The organism is Sodaliphilus sp., assembly GCF_045598405.1.
In the GTDB taxonomy this organism is placed as follows: domain Bacteria; phylum Bacteroidota; class Bacteroidia; order Bacteroidales; family Muribaculaceae; genus Sodaliphilus; species Sodaliphilus limicaballi.
The window spans coordinates 13,206-31,718 of sequence record NZ_JAZLLZ010000080.1 but is presented as its reverse complement, the minus strand read 5'-3'; the positions used below and the strand labels follow the sequence as shown (position 1 = coordinate 31,718).

15 protein-coding genes are annotated in these 18,513 nt (G+C 45.8%); 12 read left to right on the top strand and 3 right to left on the bottom strand.

Features of this window, described 5'->3' with window-relative positions; genetic code table 11:
* Positions 1-290: 290 nt before the first annotated feature.
* Positions 291-1,157: an RNA polymerase sigma factor RpoD/SigA gene (locus ACKI3C_RS06450; protein WP_407403224.1), complete on the bottom strand. Its 867-nt coding sequence runs from the start codon at positions 1,155-1,157 to the stop codon at positions 291-293.
* 159 nt (positions 1,158-1,316) lie between these two features.
* Here ACKI3C_RS06450 and ACKI3C_RS06445 point away from each other — a divergent pair, with 159 nt between their 5' ends.
* The 12 genes from ACKI3C_RS06445 (at position 1,317) to ACKI3C_RS06390 (ending at position 16,479) form a co-directional block, all read left to right on the top strand.
* Complete coding sequence (locus ACKI3C_RS06445) at positions 1,317-3,134, top strand: aminotransferase class I/II-fold pyridoxal phosphate-dependent enzyme (protein ID WP_407403222.1); 1,818 nt, start codon at positions 1,317-1,319, stop codon at positions 3,132-3,134.
* Positions 3,135-3,146: 12 nt separating this feature from the next.
* Entirely contained in the window at positions 3,147-4,118 is a 972-nt protein-coding gene (locus ACKI3C_RS06440; protein WP_407403220.1) for an ornithine cyclodeaminase, read from the top strand.
* Positions 4,119-4,122: 4 nt separating this feature from the next.
* Entirely contained in the window at positions 4,123-5,394 is a 1,272-nt protein-coding gene (locus tag ACKI3C_RS06435; protein ID WP_407403218.1) for a hypothetical protein, read from the top strand.
* Between the two features lie 2 nt (positions 5,395-5,396).
* Entirely contained in the window at positions 5,397-6,854 is a 1,458-nt protein-coding gene (locus tag ACKI3C_RS06430; protein WP_407403216.1) for a lipopolysaccharide biosynthesis protein, read from the top strand.
* Positions 6,855-6,891: 37 nt separating this feature from the next.
* Positions 6,892-7,917 (top strand): acyltransferase, encoded by a 1,026-nt coding sequence (locus ACKI3C_RS06425; protein ID WP_407403214.1) that lies wholly within the window; start codon positions 6,892-6,894, stop codon positions 7,915-7,917.
* Positions 7,918-7,926: 9 nt separating this feature from the next.
* On the top strand, positions 7,927-9,078 hold the full coding sequence (gene wecB / locus ACKI3C_RS06420) for a non-hydrolyzing UDP-N-acetylglucosamine 2-epimerase (RefSeq protein ID WP_407403212.1): 1,152 nt from the start codon (positions 7,927-7,929) through the stop codon (positions 9,076-9,078).
* A gap of 30 nt (positions 9,079-9,108) precedes the next feature.
* A complete protein-coding gene (gene galE, locus ACKI3C_RS06415; protein WP_407403210.1) occupies positions 9,109-10,143 on the top strand; it encodes a UDP-glucose 4-epimerase GalE in 1,035 nt (344 codons plus the stop codon).
* Positions 10,144-10,334: 191 nt separating this feature from the next.
* Positions 10,335-10,817, top strand: coding sequence for a DUF4252 domain-containing protein (locus ACKI3C_RS06410; protein ID WP_407403208.1), 483 nt, complete (start codon positions 10,335-10,337; stop codon positions 10,815-10,817).
* A complete protein-coding gene (locus ACKI3C_RS06405) occupies positions 10,814-13,036 on the top strand; it encodes a DPP IV N-terminal domain-containing protein (protein WP_407403206.1) in 2,223 nt (740 codons plus the stop codon). Before ACKI3C_RS06410 ends, ACKI3C_RS06405 begins: the two co-directional genes overlap by 4 nt.
* Positions 13,033-13,959: a tRNA (adenosine(37)-N6)-dimethylallyltransferase MiaA gene (gene miaA, locus ACKI3C_RS06400; protein WP_407403204.1), complete on the top strand. Its 927-nt coding sequence runs from the start codon at positions 13,033-13,035 to the stop codon at positions 13,957-13,959. The genes ACKI3C_RS06405 and miaA overlap by 4 nt, the downstream gene beginning before the upstream one ends.
* A 54-nt stretch (positions 13,960-14,013) precedes the next feature.
* Positions 14,014-15,144, top strand: coding sequence for a tRNA guanosine(34) transglycosylase Tgt (gene tgt / locus ACKI3C_RS06395; protein WP_407403202.1), 1,131 nt, complete (start codon positions 14,014-14,016; stop codon positions 15,142-15,144).
* Positions 15,145-15,408: 264 nt separating this feature from the next.
* Positions 15,409-16,479, top strand: coding sequence for an LptF/LptG family permease (locus ACKI3C_RS06390; protein ID WP_407403228.1), 1,071 nt, complete (start codon positions 15,409-15,411; stop codon positions 16,477-16,479).
* A gap of 54 nt (positions 16,480-16,533) precedes the next feature.
* Here the strand turns inward: ACKI3C_RS06390 and ACKI3C_RS06385 are convergent, their stop codons facing one another.
* Positions 16,534-17,082 (bottom strand): DUF3332 domain-containing protein, encoded by a 549-nt coding sequence (locus ACKI3C_RS06385; protein WP_407403200.1) that lies wholly within the window; start codon positions 17,080-17,082, stop codon positions 16,534-16,536.
* 29 nt (positions 17,083-17,111) lie between these two features.
* Positions 17,112-18,509, bottom strand: a complete 1,398-nt coding sequence (locus ACKI3C_RS06380) for a transglycosylase SLT domain-containing protein (protein ID WP_407403198.1) — start codon at positions 18,507-18,509, stop codon at positions 17,112-17,114.
* Positions 18,510-18,513: the final 4 nt, after the last annotated feature.

Here is an 18,513-nt window from a genome sequence, read left to right as displayed (position 1 = left end):
ACATATACCAACGACTAAAATACAAAACGATGCCATTCAGAAAGAGAAAAAAACTTTGTAGTACACAGTAACGCAAACCCCAAAGCGCAACTCGCTGAACCAGCAAAGAAAACCAAATCAAGCCGTCAAAGTTGGGTTAACTGTCTCATAGCATTATTGGTTTAAAATTCTTGTGTGTAGTGTCATTATATTAGCAAAAATTGTGCCAATTATTATGTGTGTTATGTGTGTTTATACAAAAGGCTGGCACTCAGTTGTTAAGCGCCAGCCGTGTGTTGTAAGGGATGTTTTTATCCCAGATAAGACTTGAGTAGTTTGCTCTTTTGTCCTTTGAGTCGGCGTATTGCCTTTTCCTTAATCTGACGCACACGTTCGCGTGTGAGGTCAAATTTTGCTCCAATCTCTTCAAGTGTCATTTCCTGGCAACCGATGCCGAAGAACATCTTGAGGATTTCACACTCACGGGGGTTGAGTTGGTCAAGAGCCCTGTTTACTTCTTTCGACAAAGATTCCTGGTTGAGCGTAGAGTCAGCCATGGGGCTGTCGTCGTTGGGAATAACGTCAAGCAAGCTGTTGTCTTCACCGTCAACGAAGGGAGCATCGACCGACACGTGGCGGCCCGACACCTTCATTGTGTCAGAAATCTTGTCAACGGGTACATCCAGTTGCTCGGCAAGTTCCTCGGCCGACGGGCGTCGTTCGTTTTCTTGCTCAAAACGAGAAAGAGCTTTACCGATTTTGTTAAGCGAACCCACTTGGTTGAGCGGGAGTCGCACGATGCGTGATTGCTCGGCAAGAGCTTGGAGGATGGACTGGCGAATCCACCATACTGCGTAAGAGATAAACTTGAAACCGCGTGTCTCGTCAAATTTTTGTGCTGCCTTAATCAGGCCTAAATTACCCTCGTCGATCAAGTCGGGGAGACTTAATCCTTGGTTTTGGTACTGTTTTGCTACTGAAACGACGAAACGCAGGTTAGCGCTAACAAGTTTGTCAAGAGCAGCTTGTCCTGCAGGACCACCTTCGCGAATGCGCTGTGCGAGTTCGACTTCCTCATCCACGGTAATAAGTTCCTTGCGGCCTATTTCCTGAAGATACTTGTCAAGCGATGCACTCTCGCGGTTGGTGATTGATTTTGTAATTTTTAACTGTCTCATTTAAACAAAATAGTTTAAGCACGCAAAATTACTACTAATTTTCCGTTTTGCCAAATATATAACGAAAAAAACGCGTTTATATTATATTTTTTTCTTATTTATTTTAAAGTAAACCGAAAAATGTGTAAATTTGAAGTTTAAAAAAAAGAAATAAAATATATGCAAGCAATTATTTTGGCTGCTGGCATGGGCCGCAGATTAGGAGAATACACCCGTAATAGCACTAAATGCATGGTGCCTGTCAATGGCGTTAGGCTCATCGACCGACTGCTGGGACAACTGTCCTCGCTCAAATTTAACCGTGTGGTTATCGTTGTGGGATACAAGGGGCAGGAACTCGCCGATTACATCGGTGACCGATATGACGACAAGCTCAAAATCGAGTATGTCAATAATCCTATTTATGACAAGACTAACAACATCTATTCTCTTGCGTTGGCTAAAGACAAGATGCTCGAAGATGACACCTTGCTTGTCGAGAGTGACTTGATTTTTGAAGATGGCATATTTGACCTGCTTGTCAACAATCCATATCCTAATTTGGCACTCGTTGCCAAGTACGAGTCATGGATGGATGGCACCATGGTGCTTATCAACGAGGATAACAACATCACTAGTTTTGTGCCCAAGGCAGCATTTAGATATGCCGACGCCGACAAGTATTACAAAACAGTCAACATTTACAAACTGAGCCGCGAGTTCAGTGCCAACAAATATATTCCTTTCCTTGAGGCTTATACCAAGAGTGTGGGCAACAACGAGTACTATGAGAACGTGCTCAGCATCATCTCATTTCTTAATTCTCAAGACCTCAAAGCCTTGCCGCTGAACAACGGTGAGAAATGGTATGAGATTGACGACAAGCAAGACCTTAACATTGCCGAGGCGATCTTCTCTGACCCCGAGACTTTGCTCAAGAAATATTACACTCGCTACGGCGGTTTCTGGCGTTTCCCGCAGATGCTTGACTTCTGCTACCTCGTGAATCCTTATTTTCGTCGTTCCAAGATTATTGATGAACTAGAGGCCAACTTCCGCACTCTACTTGGAGAATACCCCTCGGGCATGATGGTTAACACGTTGCTTGCCAGCAAATGCTGGGGAGTCAAGGAAGATTACATTATCCCCGGCAACGGTGCTGCCGAGCTTATCAAAGCTCTGATGGAGAACCTTGAAGGCATGGTGGGTGTAGTGAGGCCCACGTTTGAGGAATATCCTAACCGCATGGATCCAAGTCGTGTTGTGTCATTCGTGCCCCAAAATCGTGATTTCCGCTATACCGCCGACGACTTGATGGAATTTTTCGGCAATAATCATGTTGAGACGTTGCTTCTTATAAATCCCGACAATCCCTCGGGTAACTTCATTGCACTCGACGACGTGTGCCGTCTGGCATCATGGTGCGAGAGCAGGGGCATACGTTTTATCGTCGATGAGAGTTTTGTGGATTTCAGCGAGCAGTGGGAAACATCGTCACTGTTGCGCGACAGTTATCTCGAAGCCTATCCTCACATGGTGGTAATGAAGTCTATTTCCAAAAGCTATGGCGTACCCGGTTTGCGTTTGGGTATTATGGCTAGCGCCGACACTGACCTCATCCTGACAATGAAGAAACAGGTGAGTATATGGAACATCAACTCATTTGCCGAGTTCTTTATGCAGATTTACACCAAGTACGAGAAAGACTACCACAAGGCTTGCAACAAGTTCCTTGAGGTTCGTGCTGACTTTGAATCACAGCTGCGCAACATCCCGTTCCTGCATGTGCAACCGTCGCAGGCCAACTTTTTCCTGTGTGAAGTGTTGGCCCCGTACACAGCAAATGACCTGGCACTGGTTCTGCTCAAAGACCACAATATCCTCATCAGTTCGTGCAGCAACAAGAAGGGTATTGAACCTAACAAATACATACGCTTGGCAGTGCGCGACGAGTCTGATAACGCTCGGCTTATCGCTGCTCTCAAGGCATTATCATAAATTTCGTGTGTCATGGACAGTAACAAGGTACTCATCATTCAGCACGATGTTATACGCCGCCTCGGCATCACTCCCTCACAGTGCGTGAGGTGGGTTGAGGAGTCGTTCGGCATCAAGCACCAGGCAACATTGCCGCCCAAGTCAAGCATTCATCCTCAAGGCGATGACTTTTTCAACACCATGCCTGCTTTGCTTCCCGCAGAGTATGGCCGTTTCAGCGTGAAAGAAGTACATCGCATTGAGGGGCAAGTTCCTGCTTTGGGTAGCGATATCTTACTCTATGATAGCACTACAGGACGCTTGCTTGCAATGATGGATGCCGACTGGATTACTGCTATGCGCACTGGTGCCGTTGCTGCCTTGTCATATAGGCTCTTTGCTCGACAAGGAGCTACCTGTGTGGGGTTTATGGGGCTAGGAAACACAGCCCGTGCCACTGCGTTGTGTCTGCTTGACGACAACCGCGACAAGCAATTCTCGTTCACATTGCTGCGCTACAAGGACCAGGCAGATGATTTTATGAACCGCCTCGGCGGGTATGACAACGTAACCTTCGATGTCGTTGACACAGTCGAGCAGATGCTCGATAAGGTTCAGGTTTTGGTTTCGTGCATCACATCGGCATCTGGACTGGTGTGCAGCGACGACAGCAGGTTTTCCACTGGTATGCTGCTTATTCCAGTCCACACTCGCGGATTTCAGAATTGTGACTTGTTTTTTGATAAAGTCTTTGGCGACGACACTGCACATGTGTGCGGATTCAAGTATTTCTCGCAGTTCAAGCGTTTTGACGAACTGTCTAGTGTGTTGCGAGGCTTGGCTCCCGGGCGTGAGAACGATGACGAGCGTATCCTGTGCTATAATATAGGCCTGGGTGTTCACGACGCTGTCTATGCCAGCAAGATATATGACATGATTGTCGAGAACGGCATTGAAGTTGAATCATTTAACCAGATTAAGGAAACCGCAAAGGCATGGGTATGACATTATGAAACAGGGGTTCTTGCATAAGGTTCTGCGATACGCTTATCTGCACGGTTACAAATACCGGGCCACAGAGCGTGCACATGCCCGCCTTGTGCAGCAGGTGCAAAAAGACTGCCCCGTGAATGTCGTTTTCATGGCGATGAATGTGGCTATGTGGCGTTACCAGCGATTATGGGAACTCATGAACGCCGACGAGCGTTTCAATGTCGCGATAGTGCTTTCGCCCTGTATTGACTATGATAGGCAAACGAGTGTCAGCGAGTTAAAGAAATTGCGTGCTTATTTTGACGAGCGCAACATGCCCTATGTGGACTACGACTTGGAGCATGATGCAGCACCTGTGGACATACGCAAGGAGATTAATCCCTTATTGATGTTCTATCCGCAGCCCTATGAAAACTTGCTTGCTCCCGAGCATGACTGCACGGCTTTCTACGATAGGCTCATCTGCTACTATCCTTATGCTTTCTGGACAAGTAAGGGAAAGTGGAGTTATGACTTTCATTTTCATAACCTTGCTTGGCGCTTGTATTATTCAACATCGTTGCATCTTAAAGAGGCACAGCACACCGCATCCAATAAGGGCCGTAACGTTAGGGTAGTGGGATATTCTAACGCCGACGATTATCTGTGCAGTGAATTTGCCGATGTGTGGAAACCTTGCCAAACAAATGTAAAGCGCATAGTGTGGGCTCCTCATTACTCTATTGTTGAGAAATATGGACTCGTTCCGAGGTCAAATTTTCTATGGATGGCAAAGTATATGGTTGAGTTGGCTACCGAGAATCCCGACAAGCTGCAGATTGCCTTCAAGCCTCATCCTCGTTTAATAAACGAATTGTACAAACACCCCGATTGGGGAAAAGAGAAAGCCGACGCCTATTACAAATCGTGGCAAGATATGCCTAACACCCAGCTTGAGACGGGTGGTTTCATAGACTTGTTCATGACAAGCGATGCTATTATCCACGATAGCGGATCGTTTGCCGTTGAGTATCATTATTCTCGAAAACCAGCCATGTTCGTGTCTCGCGACATGACACGTTTGCTTGAAACCCAAAGCGAATTTGGCAAACTTGCCTATGCGATGCATTACATAGGGGAGAGCTGTGATGACATAAAGAACTTTATCAGCGATGTTGTTCTGGATGGTAAGGATCCATTGAAGGCTGAACGTGAAAAGTTTTATAGTGACTACTTGTTGCCTCCTGGAGGCAGATGCGTAGCGCAAAACACAATAAATGACCTTGTTGAATCATTAAAGTTAAAGTAAATATGGAGCAAGGCAATTTAAGGAGCAAGACAGTCAACGGCGTGATATGGAGTTTCATTGAGAGATTCTCCGTGCAGGGTGTTGTGTTTGTTCTTGACCTTATTATTGCCCGGCTCATAGGTCCGGATAACTATGGTTTGATTGCTATGCTGGCAATCTTCATGTCGATTTCGCAGGTGTTTATCGATGGCGGGTTTTCAAGTGCACTGATACAGCGCAAAGACCGTTCGGAGTCTGATTTCTCTACGGTGTTCTATATCAACATAGGAATCAGCATACTCACATATTTGGCATTATTCTTTTCAGCCCCAGCAATAGCCAGGTTCTTTAACCAGCCCATTTTGGATCCTATCACAAAAGTTTATTCCATAAACCTGGTTATAAACTCGCTTGTTGCGGTTAACCGCACTAAACTCACGATCGACGTTGACTTTAAGACGCAAAGCAAGATTTCGTTTTATAGTGCGGTTTTGTCGGGTGTGGTGGGTGTTGTGCTCGCTTATCTCGGTTATGGCGTGTGGGCTCTTGTGATTCAATCACTTGCACTGGCAGCGCTAAATGTTTTATTAAGTTTTTACTACGTCAGATGGTTCCCGCGCGCAGGATTCAGCGTGGAATCGTTTAAATCGCTTTTCTCGTTTGGGTCAAAATTGCTTGCTGCAAATGTTATCAGCGCGTTGTATGCCAAGGCTTACGATGTCGTGATAGGCAAAAGATTTAATAAAGCCGACCTTGGCTTGTATTCCCGTGCCGATAAATTCAACCAATTTGCAAGTAGTAATATAGGCGGCGTGTTGGCACGAGTGTCGTTTCCTGTGCTCAGCGCTATCCAGAATGACGACGTTAGGCTCAAGGCTGCCTATAAGAAGTACATGCAGATTTCTGCGCTTGTGGTTTTCCCGTTGATTCTTGGCATGTGTGGAGTGGCTCGCCCCATGATTGAGACATTGCTTGGCCAGGACTGGCTGGGATGTGTGCCCATGCTGCAGATTCTTGCTTTTGCTTATCTGTGGGATTGCGTGGTAACGGTGAATTTGAATCTTATATATGTCAAGGGACACAGCGATTATGTGCTGAAACTTGAAGTAATTAAGAAGGCAATAGCATTCGGCATTCTTGCTATCACGTTATTTTTCGATAGCCTGGTTGCTATATGCTGGGGAAGGGTTATTTATTCTCTGATTGCTTTCTATCTAAATACATACTATACCAATAAGTTGCTTAACTATGGTTTCTTTACTCAATTAAAGGAATTATCTCCCATATTGGCAATGTCGCTCACAATCACTGGCATTGCGTTAGGTCTCAGTTGGATGGTTAGCAACGCATTGTTGTCATTGTTGATCTCGCTGGCTGTGTGCCCTGTGGTATATGTATTGATGTGCCACATTCTTAAGGTTGAGGCATATAGTGAGGTGCTAGATATAATTAAAAGCAAATTAAATGGACTCAAGGGTTAATGACATATTGCCAGTTAAAAAGCAACGTGAGAGTAACATGGAATTACTTCGCATTGTTGCGATGCTGCTTGTGATGGTGGTGCATGCTAATTTTCGTGCTCTGCCAGTGCCCACTGCACATGAGATCATAGCCGAGCCTACGTCGAAGTTTCTTATGTTTTTCACCGAGGCTGTATCGGTTATTGCTGTCAATGTGTTTGTTCTGATGTCGGGTTGGTTTGGTATAAGGCCCAAAGCTAAAAGGCTAGGAGAATTGCTTTTCCAAGTGCTGTTTTTCGGTCTTTTCGGCATTGTTGTATGTTGGGTTTTTGCTCCCGACAGGTTGCTCACTACACCTCAATATGGCAGTGCGATTTCTCGGTTGTTCATGTGCGGCGAAACCGATTATTGGTTTGTCAAGACTTACATAGCGTTATATTTGATTTCGCCTGTGCTTAATGCATTTATCGAGAAAGCATCGCAGAGGCAGTTTGCTACAGTTCTCATTGCATTCTTCGTATTCCAGTGTGCCTATGACTGGCTGTCTAATGCCACAAAATGGATGGCTAGCGGTTATTCGCTCACGTCGTTTGCATGGCTTTATATGCTTGCAAGGTATATGCGACTGTATCCCGTTAAATTGTGGCAAAAGGGTAAATGGTTTGATGCTTGTGTATATGCTTGCTACGTGGCAATATTGACAATAGCAATGTTTTTCATCAAGAAAAATGGACTCAGGGGCGGAATACTTTATTTCTACTCATGTCCTTTAGTTATTCTTGGTGCAATACATTTCATGCTGTTTTTCACCAAGTTGCCTCCGTTCAGCAACAAGATTGTTAACTGGGTGGCTATTTCATCGTTTGCAATATACTTGACTCATTCGAGTAACTTCATTGGCGGGTTTTACGACAAGTGGATTCTTGGGTGGTTCATGACAATGTCGCGTGGCGAGTTTATTGGCTGCACGTCATTGCTCATTACGGCGGTGTTTGTAGGTTCAATCCTTGTCGATAAGGTTCGCATTGCTTTGTGGCAGGGTTTGATATTGTGTTGTGACAAAATAAAAAACAAAAACAAATAAATTCAACTTATGAAAAAAGTTATGTTAGTTTTCGGGACACGTCCCGAAGCAATTAAGATGGCTCCGCTTGTGAAAGCGTTTCAGCAACATACACAGGACTTTGAGACTGTGGTATGCGTTACCGGTCAGCACCGTGAGATGCTTGACCAAGTACTTGAAATCTTTGACATCAAACCAAATTATGACCTTAACATCATGAAGCAAGGTCAGGATTTATATGATGTTACTAGCAGAGTGCTTTTGGGCATGCGCGATGTGCTCAAGGAGGTCGCTCCTGATGTTGTGCTTGTGCATGGCGACACTACCACTAGCACTGCGGCTGCTATTGCAGCGTTCTATCAGCAGATACCCGTGGGACATGTTGAGGCAGGTCTTCGCACTCATAACCTTTACAGCCCTTGGCCTGAGGAAATGAACCGTCAGGTGACCGGACGCATTGCGACATTTGATTTTGCACCCACGCCGTTGAGTCGCCAGAACCTTCTCGATGAGGCTGTGCCTGAAAGTCGCATTTTTGTCACCGGTAACACCGTGATTGATGCCCTCTATTGGGTTGTTGACAAAATCAAGTCTAATCCCGACATTGACGCCACATTGAGTAAAGTGCTCAACGATAGCGGTTATGATGTCTCACGCTTGACAAATGGGCGCCGCATGGTTCTTATCACAGGCCACCGTCGTGAGAACTTTGGCGACGGTTTCTTGAACATCTGCCGTGCGATTAAGAACCTGAGCGAACGATATCCCGAGGTGGATTTTGTTTACCCCATGCACTTGAATCCCAACGTGCGCCGTCCCATCCATGAGGTGTTTGGCGAAGATTTGAGCAATCTGGGTAACCTGTTTTTCATTGAACCACTTGAGTACTTGAGCTTTGTTTATCTCATGGAGAAATCTAGCATAGTGCTTACCGATAGCGGTGGTATCCAGGAGGAGGCACCCGGACTGGGCAAGCCTGTGCTTGTGATGCGCGACACAACCGAGCGACCCGAGGCTCTTGACGCTGGCACTGTGAAGCTCGTGGGCACTGACTATGACGCCATAGTGAACAATGTTTCGCTTTTGATTGATGACCAAGAGGCTTACATGAAGATGAGCAAGGCCGTTAACCCTTATGGCGACGGAAAAGCGTGCGAGCGCATTGTGAATGCATTGAAATAAGAATTACAACAATAATATTACAGATTTAAGATGAAAGGAAAGATTTTAGTTACCGGAGGAACTGGATTTATCGGTTCGCACACCACAGTAGAATTGCAGAACGCAGGTTATGAAGTTGTGATTATCGACAACCTCAGCAACAGTAATGTGGAAGTGCTCGATGGCATTGAGAAGATTACAGGCATCCGCCCCGCGTTTGTAGAAGGTGACTGCACCGACCGTGCCACCGTGCGTCGTCTCTTTGAGGAGCACAAAGGTATCAGCGGCATCATCAACTTTGCAGCAAGCAAGGCTGTGGGAGAGAGCGTAGAAAAACCTATTCTTTACTACCGCAATAACCTTAATATCTTGCTCAACTTGCTCGAGCTTATGCCCGAGTTTGGCGTGAAAGGTTTCGTGTTCTCATCGTCATGCACCGTATATGGCGAGCCCGATGTGAACCCCATTACCGAGAGCGCTCCCACCAAGAAGGCAACATCACCCTATGGTGCGACAAAGCAAATCTCGGAGGATATCATTGCCGACGTGATAAAGAGTGGTAGCCCCATTAAGGCTATCTTGCTGCGTTACTTCAACCCTGTGGGTGCTCATCCCAGTGCAGAGATAGGCGAGTTGCCTAATGGCGTGCCCCAGAACTTGGTTCCTTACCTCACACAGACTGCCATAGGCATTCGTCCCATGCTCAGCGTGTTTGGTAATGATTATGACACTCCCGACGGTTCATGCATACGTGACTTTATCAACGTAGTTGACCTTGCAAAGGCTCATGTCACTGCTCTCGACCGCATGCTTGAGGACAAGAGCGACGAAGCTCTCGAAGTGTTCAACATCGGTACAGGCAACGGAGTGAGTGTGCTCCAACTTATCAATGCCTTTGAAAAGGCAACCGGTGTGAAAGTGCCTCATAAGATTGTAGGCCGTCGCGCAGGTGACATCGAGAAGATATGGGCCGATCCCAAGAAGGCTAACGAAGTTCTCGGCTGGACAGCACAAGAAACTATCGAAGACACTATGCTCAGCGCATGGAAATGGCAGCAGAAGCTTCGCGAGCGCGGCATTATGTAATACTAGTTTATACTTGTAAAAAAGACGAGTGGCTTTGCGTGTCAAAGTCTCTCGTTTTTTTTCGTAGTGTGTGTTGTAATATTGAATTTTTAGCATCGGTGATTAGTTGTCGCCTAGATGTTTTGTAGTGTTTTTGTTTAATTAACGCATGGATTGTGGGCGGTTTGGGGAATTATTGTTATTTTTGCGGTATGAAAAAGATTATTATGACATTATGCTCTGTAATGATGCTGTGTGCGTCGTGCGGGAGCTTGCAGCAGACAGCTGTGCTTGACGAGATAAGAAAAATTGATAATATCTCGACTTATCATGTGCCGGTGTCTCCACTGGGCACGTTGCTCAATTTGGGAACCAAGGCTGCAAAAGTGCCCGGTTTTGACTTGACTGCTTTGAATAACGTTAAGTCGATAGATGTGATTACAGTTAACCGTCAGAGCGGTGCTTTAAATAAGGTGCATGGACTGCTTGAACAGTTCTACAAAGGAAAAACTTATGAATTGATTTTCCAGGCCAAGGAGAATCAACGAAAGAATGTGTCAATCTATGGCATTCAGTTGAGCAGTGGTGAGTATAGCAATATCATTGTTATTAATGAGACTGACAACGAGATTAATATTGTTGAAATTAAGGGTACGCTTTCGCTTGATGATTTGAAACTGTTTGATAAGTTATGAAAAAGTTTGCATTAAGTGTCTTTGTTCTGGCAGTGAGTGCTTCAGCCTATGGCCAGGACGATGCTTTTGAACCGATGTCGATAGAGGACTTTGTGCTGACATCGACTCCTTACGGAGTTGGGGCGATGAGTAAATATCCTGCCGATGGCAAGTATTATGTGCGTCTGGTGGGTGGAAACAAGATTGTGAGATATAGTTATGCCGACGCCGAGGATGAATCTACGATGTATTCGTCAGAGTCAATAAATGGATTAGCCAATGTATCGTGGAATGGTTTTGAGTTGAGCAAAGACTGCAGCAAAATTTTGCTGTGGGAAGATAGTGAACCTATTTATCGCTATTCGTTTAAGGCTAATTATTATGTAGCCGATGTCGTTTCAAACCACACTGTGAAGCTATCGGAAGAAGGTGGTGAGGAGATTGCGACGATGAGCCCTAACGGTAGGTATATTGCATACGTGAAAGATAACAACGTGTATGTAAAAGAATTTGCTTATGAGGACGATAGCCAGGGGTTGCATGACAAAGGCACTAGACAGGTCACAAAAGACGGCAAGAAAAACAGTGTGATATATGCTGTGCCCGACTGGGTTTATCAGGAGGAGTTCGGTATACTTAACTCGTTCACATGGTCGCCCGATGGCATGTCGGTCGCATTCTTGCGCTGGGACGAGAGCGAAGTGCCCATGTATTCAATGACTATGTATGAAGGCGACTGCAATCCCGATGCTTCGAGGTCGCTCTATCCAGGCAGTTATGACTACAAGTATCCAGTTGCTGGCGAGAAGAACTCGGTAGTGACCGTGTGGTGTTATAATGTGGAAACGGGTGCATTGTCGCAGATGAAATTGCCCAAGACCGACGAGGATTACATCCCTCACTTGTCGTTTGCCGGTCGTAATGACGCGTTGATGGTGATGAAACTGAACCGCACCCAGAATGACATGGTGATATATAATGTGAATCCTGCAGTAGGTAAGTGCGTAGAAGTGTATAAAGAGCATTCTAAATCGTGGATTGACAGTGAATTGGCACGTAGCGTTACATATACTGCCGATGGCTTCGTTATTCCTAGCGAGCGCAATGGGTGGTCTCATCTGTATAAAGTTACAGGTCTGGATGATGGCGGACATAGTGAATTGTGCCTGACAAAGGGCAATGAGGCTGTCACTGCCTATTATGGATATGACTCGAAACGCAAACTTCATTACTATCAGCGTACTGCTGGCGCACTGAACCGTGTAGTGTGCAGCGTTGATGAGAATGGCAAGGAGAATGTGCTGGGCAAGAACAAAGGCAACACTTCGGCAAGGTTCAGCAGTGATTTCTCTTATTACATTGAGGTTTACAGTGACGCCTGCACTCCCACGCAATATCGTGTGTGCAAGGCTAATGGCAAACGGGTGAAGGACTTGCAACTCAATCTTGAATATGCCGAGAGGTATGCCAAGGAGAGAGTTCCCCGCCGAGAGTTTTTCACTTTCAGCAGTGATGGATATGACTTGAACGGATACACAATCAAGCCGCTTGAATTTGATAAGAACAAGAAATACCCCGTGATTATGTCGCAATACAGCGGTCCCGGGTCGCAACAGGTGCTCAACAAGTGGAAAATGGACTGGGAGACATGGTTTGCAATGAACGGCTATGTAGTGTGCTGCGTTGACGGACGTGGAACCGGCGGCCGTGGCAAGGACTTTGAGTCACTCATTTACCTGAATCTTGGTAAATATGAGACGATAGATCAGATTGCTGCTGCACGATATATGGCGCAGCAACCATACGTTGATGCTAGCAAGATTGGCATTTGGGGTTGGAGTTATGGCGGATATGAGGCGCTTATGGCTATGTCGCAGAAAAATAGCCCCTATGCAGCGGGTGTGTCGATTGCACCTGTTACTTCATGGCGTTTCTATGACACGATTTATGCTGAACGATTCATGCGCACTCCACAAGAAAACGGTGCAGGGTATGATGCAGGTGCTCCGTTGAAACTTGTTGACAACTTGAAAGGAAACCTGTTGCTCATGTTTGGCAGTGCCGATGACAATGTTCACATTATCAACTCAATGCAGTATATTGCCAAATTGCACGGCAACGGCAACCAGTTTGAAATGATGGTTTATCCTAATATGAACCACTCTATAAACGGATGCGGCGTGCGAGCCCTCTTGTATCAGCGTGTTTTGAATTTCTTTGACCGCAATCTCAAGAAATGAATCAATATCCTTTAATAGTGATTACAGGCCCAACTGCTAGTGGGAAGACAGCGCGTGCAGTGGCTCTTGCCAGGGAGATTGATGCCGAGATCATTAGTGCAGATTCTCGTCAGCTGTATCGTGGCATGGATTTAGGTACGGGTAAGGATCTGGAGGAATATGGCAGCGTTCCTTACCACCTCATAGACATCTGTGACGCGGGCTACAAGTATAATCTGTTTGAATATCTGCGTGATTACCAGCAAGCTTATGATGACATCGTGTCGCGCGGCAAGCGTGTGATACTGTGTGGCGGCACAGGATTGTATGTGGAAAGTGTGCTCAAGGGAATTGCTTTGCCACCAGTGCCTCAGAACGACGAATTACGTGCTGCACTTGCTGGTAAATCGTTGGATGAGTTAACTGAAATCTTGAAGCATTATAAGACGTTGAGGAACAACAGTGATATTGATACGGCAAAACGTGCAATAAGGGCTATCGAGATTGCTACTTACTATCACGAAAATCCTGACTTGAAGGTGCTTACCGAACCTCATCCCATAGAGAATGCAGTGGTGATAGGCGTGAACATTGACCGTGAGGCGCGGCGAGAACGCATCACCCGGAGACTTAAGGCACGCCTCGACGCGGGTATGATCGATGAGGTGCGTAGTCTCATAGACAGTGGAGTAGATGCCGAAGATTTGATTTATTACGGACTTGAGTATAAATTTGTCACCAAGCATGTGATAGGGGAGTTGTCGAGAGATGAAATGTTTAACCTACTTGAAATAGCTATCCATCAGTTTGCTAAACGGCAGATGACATGGTTCCGTGGCATGGAACGACGCGGGTTCCATATTAACTGGGTGGATCATGATATTTCCGATACTGAATTTCTTGCAAAATGCTTGGATTTGATTGATGAAGCAAAAAAGGCATGATACATTTTGTAGTGCAAGGTATTTGCAGTAACTTTGCAAAATATTTGTATTTATATGGAATTTGAATTAAAATCAACAGCAGTAGGGACAAATGCTCGTGCAGGCTTGATCACAACAGATCATGGCCAGATAGAGACACCTATTTTCATGCCTGTGGGCACGGTAGGTTCGGTCAAAGGCGTGCACATGCCCGAGTTGCGCGACGACATAAAGGCACAGATAATTCTGGGCAATACTTATCACTTGTATCTGCGTCCCGGCATGGACATCATGGAACGTGCTGGCGGCTTGCACAAGTTTAATGGATGGGAACGCCCCATACTCACTGATAGTGGTGGCTTCCAAGTGTTTTCATTGAGTGGCAACCGCAAGCTCAAAGAGGAGGGTGTGACATTCCGTAGCCATATTGATGGTTCGAAACACTTGTTTACTCCTGAAAATGTGGTTGATATTCAGCGCATCATAGGCAGTGACATCATGATGGCACTTGACGAGTGCCCTCCCGGCACGAGTGACTATAATTATGCTAAAAATTCGCTTAAATTAACCCAGGGATGGCTTGAACGCGGATGGAAGCATTTCAATGAAACAGAACCCAAGTATGGTCATCGCCAGGCTTATTTCCCTATTGTTCAAGGTTGTGTTTACAAGGACCTGCGTCAGGATGCAGCAAAGCATGTTGCCGACCTGGGTGCCGATGGAAATGCAATAGGCGGTCTTGCTGTGGGCGAACCAACAGAGATGATGTATGAGATGATAGAAGTGGTTAATGACATTCTGCCACAGAATCGTCCACGTTATCTCATGGGTGTGGGTACTCCCGCCAATATTCTTGAGGCTATTGACCGTGGAGTGGATATGATGGATTGCGTGATGCCTACCCGTAATGGTCGCAACGGCATGCTTTTCACCCAGCATGGCATCATGAACATGCGCAACAAGAAATGGGCCGATGATTTCAGCCCTATTCAGGAAGACGGAGCATCGATTGTAGATCACATTTATAGCAAGGCTTATCTGCGTCATCTCTTTGTTGCTAGCGAATTATTGGCTATGCAGATTGCCAGCATTCACAACTTGGCATTTTACTTGTGGCTAGTGGGTGAGGCCCGCAAGCACATCATTGCCGGTGATTTCAAGTCGTGGAAAGAGGAAATGGTGGTTAACGTGCAGCGACGTCTGTAATTTTTTTGAGACTTTATATTTCATTTTCTATATATGGCAGTTGAGCAGCAAACTAATGACATACTTGACCAGATGGAAAACACGAATGGTCAAGTGGCACAGGAGGTTGGGCAAGATATCCAGCCTGCTGATGTTGTTCCTGCTAGCAAGGAGGCGAGTGCTCCCCAGACTCGGGTGATTGATAGGTTGAAAAGAGTGTTCAGGTTGAGCAAGAAGAATAGTAATGAGAATGTGCCTGCCGACGGTAAACCGTTGAAGAAAGCGATGATAAAGCGGTTTGACGTGTTTATCATCAAGAATTTCTTGGGTACTTATTTCTTCGCAATATTGCTTCTGATGGCTGTTGTGGTTATGTTTGACTGCAACGAAAAACTGGATGCTGTACTCACTGCTCCGCTCAAAGATACTATTTTCCAGTATTTCATTAACTTCCTGCCGTTTATTGTGAGCCAGTTCAGTCCGTTGTTCACGTTTATTTCGGTAATCTTCTTTACCTCTCGCATGGCCGATCGCAGTGAAATTATTGCTATCTTGTCGAGCGGCATCAGTTTCAAGCGATTGCTTGTGCCGTACATGGTGAGCGCGTCTCTCATAGCTATTACGTCGTTTATCTTGTCGGCTTTCATTATTCCGCCGGCTACAATCAAGAGTAGAGAATATACTAACAGGTGGGTCAGGAACAAGGAGGTTGTGTATGCCGATAATGTACAGATGCAGGTGAGTCCCGGCGTGATGGCTTATATGGCTCGTTATGACAATACAACTCGCAGCGGTTTTCATTTCTCGCTTGAAGAATTTGACGGCAAGGTATTGAAATCTCGTCTTACAGCAGAGAATATCCGTTATGATTCGGCTGGATTGTGGACCGTGAGCACATGGAAACTGCGTGAGTTCAATGGCATGACAGAGAAACTTACAAGCGGAGGTATCATGGACACTTTGCTCAATGTAGAGCCTAGGGATTTCTTGATTGCCGAAGATGCCGAATTGACTTTTACCTCTCCCGAACTACGTGAATACATTGACCGACAGAAATCTCGCGGTGTTGACAATATCCAAAACTTTGAGGTCGAGTATGAGCGAAGGTTTGCAATGACAGCAGCTGCTTTTATACTCACCGTTATAGGGTTGTCGTTGTCTTCTCGCAAGGTGCGAGGTGGCATGGGTATGAAGATAGGCGTGGGCTTGCTGTTGAGTTTTACTTATATTTTGTTCATGACAGTAACAAGCACGTTTGCAGTGAAGGGATTCACCTCGGCGCGAGTGGCAATGTGGATTCCCAATGTGATTTACACGTTCATTGCTTATTATCTATATAAACGTGCTTCAAGATAAATAAAAAAAGGAGGTAAAAGCCTCCTTTTTTTATGATAAGATGTGATACAATTTTCACTTCATTGCGAATGTGCATTGGTTACTCATAGCTTCCTCGTAAGCCCAAACGCCTTGCTGGCTGAGTTCTACAGTCTTGAATGAACCGTCGGGGGTAATCATCTTGATGTGAGTGTCGTCAACAAAACTGAATAAAGGCTTTTCCTGACCATTGGCCTCAACCGACCACGCCTTGTTCATCTCATCGAAGTTGAATTTGATAACGCTGTTATCGCTCAGGTTAGTGATGGTGTAGCCTTTGCTGTCGCATGCTACAAGGTAGCGTGCATCCTTGCCGTCAATAATTTTAGTTTGAGCAACCACGGGGTTCTCGCCTGACCAAAACTCAATCGAGTTGATGACAAGCATGTCGGCGATAAATGACAGTTCATATACAGGAAGAATCCATAGCGCGAAGAACACTACTTCATTCACAAACTTGTCGCCCACTTGGCGATTCCAATTCAGAACTTTGTTAGTTAGGGCAAAACTTCCTAAGCAAGACGATAGTGTCAAACTAGCTGCCACTGCTAACACAACTGCAACAGTAAAATACCTTCTTCTCATAATTGTATAAATTTAGTTTGAAATTTTATTTATTTGTGTGAGCCTCTTAAAACGGACCTTACATAATTTACTGGTTCACGCCCTCTGCAATAACCATACCGGCAAACGGGGTCGTTATAGTATTGCGGGTTAGATTTCCACAGCATAGCTTCCTCCACGTTTCCATACCACACATGCGGGTCTTTGCCATGTTTCTCGGCAAGGGCGATAGCATCAAGTACGTGTCCCGCCCCTGCATTATAAGCTGCGAGTACAAACTTCAATCTCTCGTCACGGTTTGTCACGCGGCTCAAGAATGTCTTGTTGATGTCGTGCAAGCATCTTGATGCTACGCGCACATTAGTCTCTGGGTCAAATAGCATGTCGGCACTAACTCCATACCCGAGTGCTGTGCTTGGCATTACTTGCATCAGCCCCCTTGCGCCAGCCCACGATTGTGCATTAGGATTAAATCCGGATTCGACTCGGGCGATTGCCGACAGTAAATGCCAATCCCAGCCCGTGCCTCCACCGTATTTCCTGAACAGATCGTCATAGGAAGACGGCGATTGAGGTATGCGTGATGGTCCGGAAGACGACGAGAAAGAATTGTTAGGCACAGAACCGATGTGTGGAATCTCGTTAGACCTGTCATTCTCTCCAATTCGACTTTTTTTAGCATACTTTTCAAGAGCCGTTTTAGAGTAAGTGCGAGCATCGTTGCTATTGCTCCATGCGTCGATGCTGTCGGCCAGCCACTTGTTCTTGGGGCTAACTGCCCATGACGACGTCTGTATTCCTCCCATTGTGAGACTCACATCGATGCTATCGTAATAGGCGGCATTGAAGTTAGCTATGTCGCTATCTACCACTGTGAGAGGTATCTTGTGCGTGGAAACCATGTCGAGTAGGTCGTCGGTTGAGACCGAGTCCAACGGGAAAGTGTGTACATTGATTTCGCCGCTGAGCTCACTATTCAAATTGTTCACGAGCGTCTCGTATTTAGTGTGCGCCTCAACATAGATGTCTTTCCCTGCAAGTTCAGTCACGTTGCCTATCAAGTATGTCCCGGAATGCTGCACGAGCACCGGCTGCGTCTCATTTATTGAACCACAGTTGATCACTTGTTTGCGATATTCCTCGTTGTTGGGTACCTCAGTTGCCAGGATGTCAACTTCTCCCCTCGACAGCATTCCGACGAGCATATTGAGATTAGGGGCAACTTTGAACTCTAAAACAATGTTTTTAGTGCGCGCAAAGTCGCAAATGCGGTCGTAGTCGTAGCCAAGAGTATCGCCGCGCATAATGAAGAAACTTGTGGGACTATAAAGCGTTCCCACTACAAGTTTGTCGGGCAGGGGGTGACTTTCATTAGGCACAGAGCAACTAATCCATGCCATAATGAACAGCATGGCGGCTATTATTAATGTGCCCTTGCCCTTGCCCATAGTA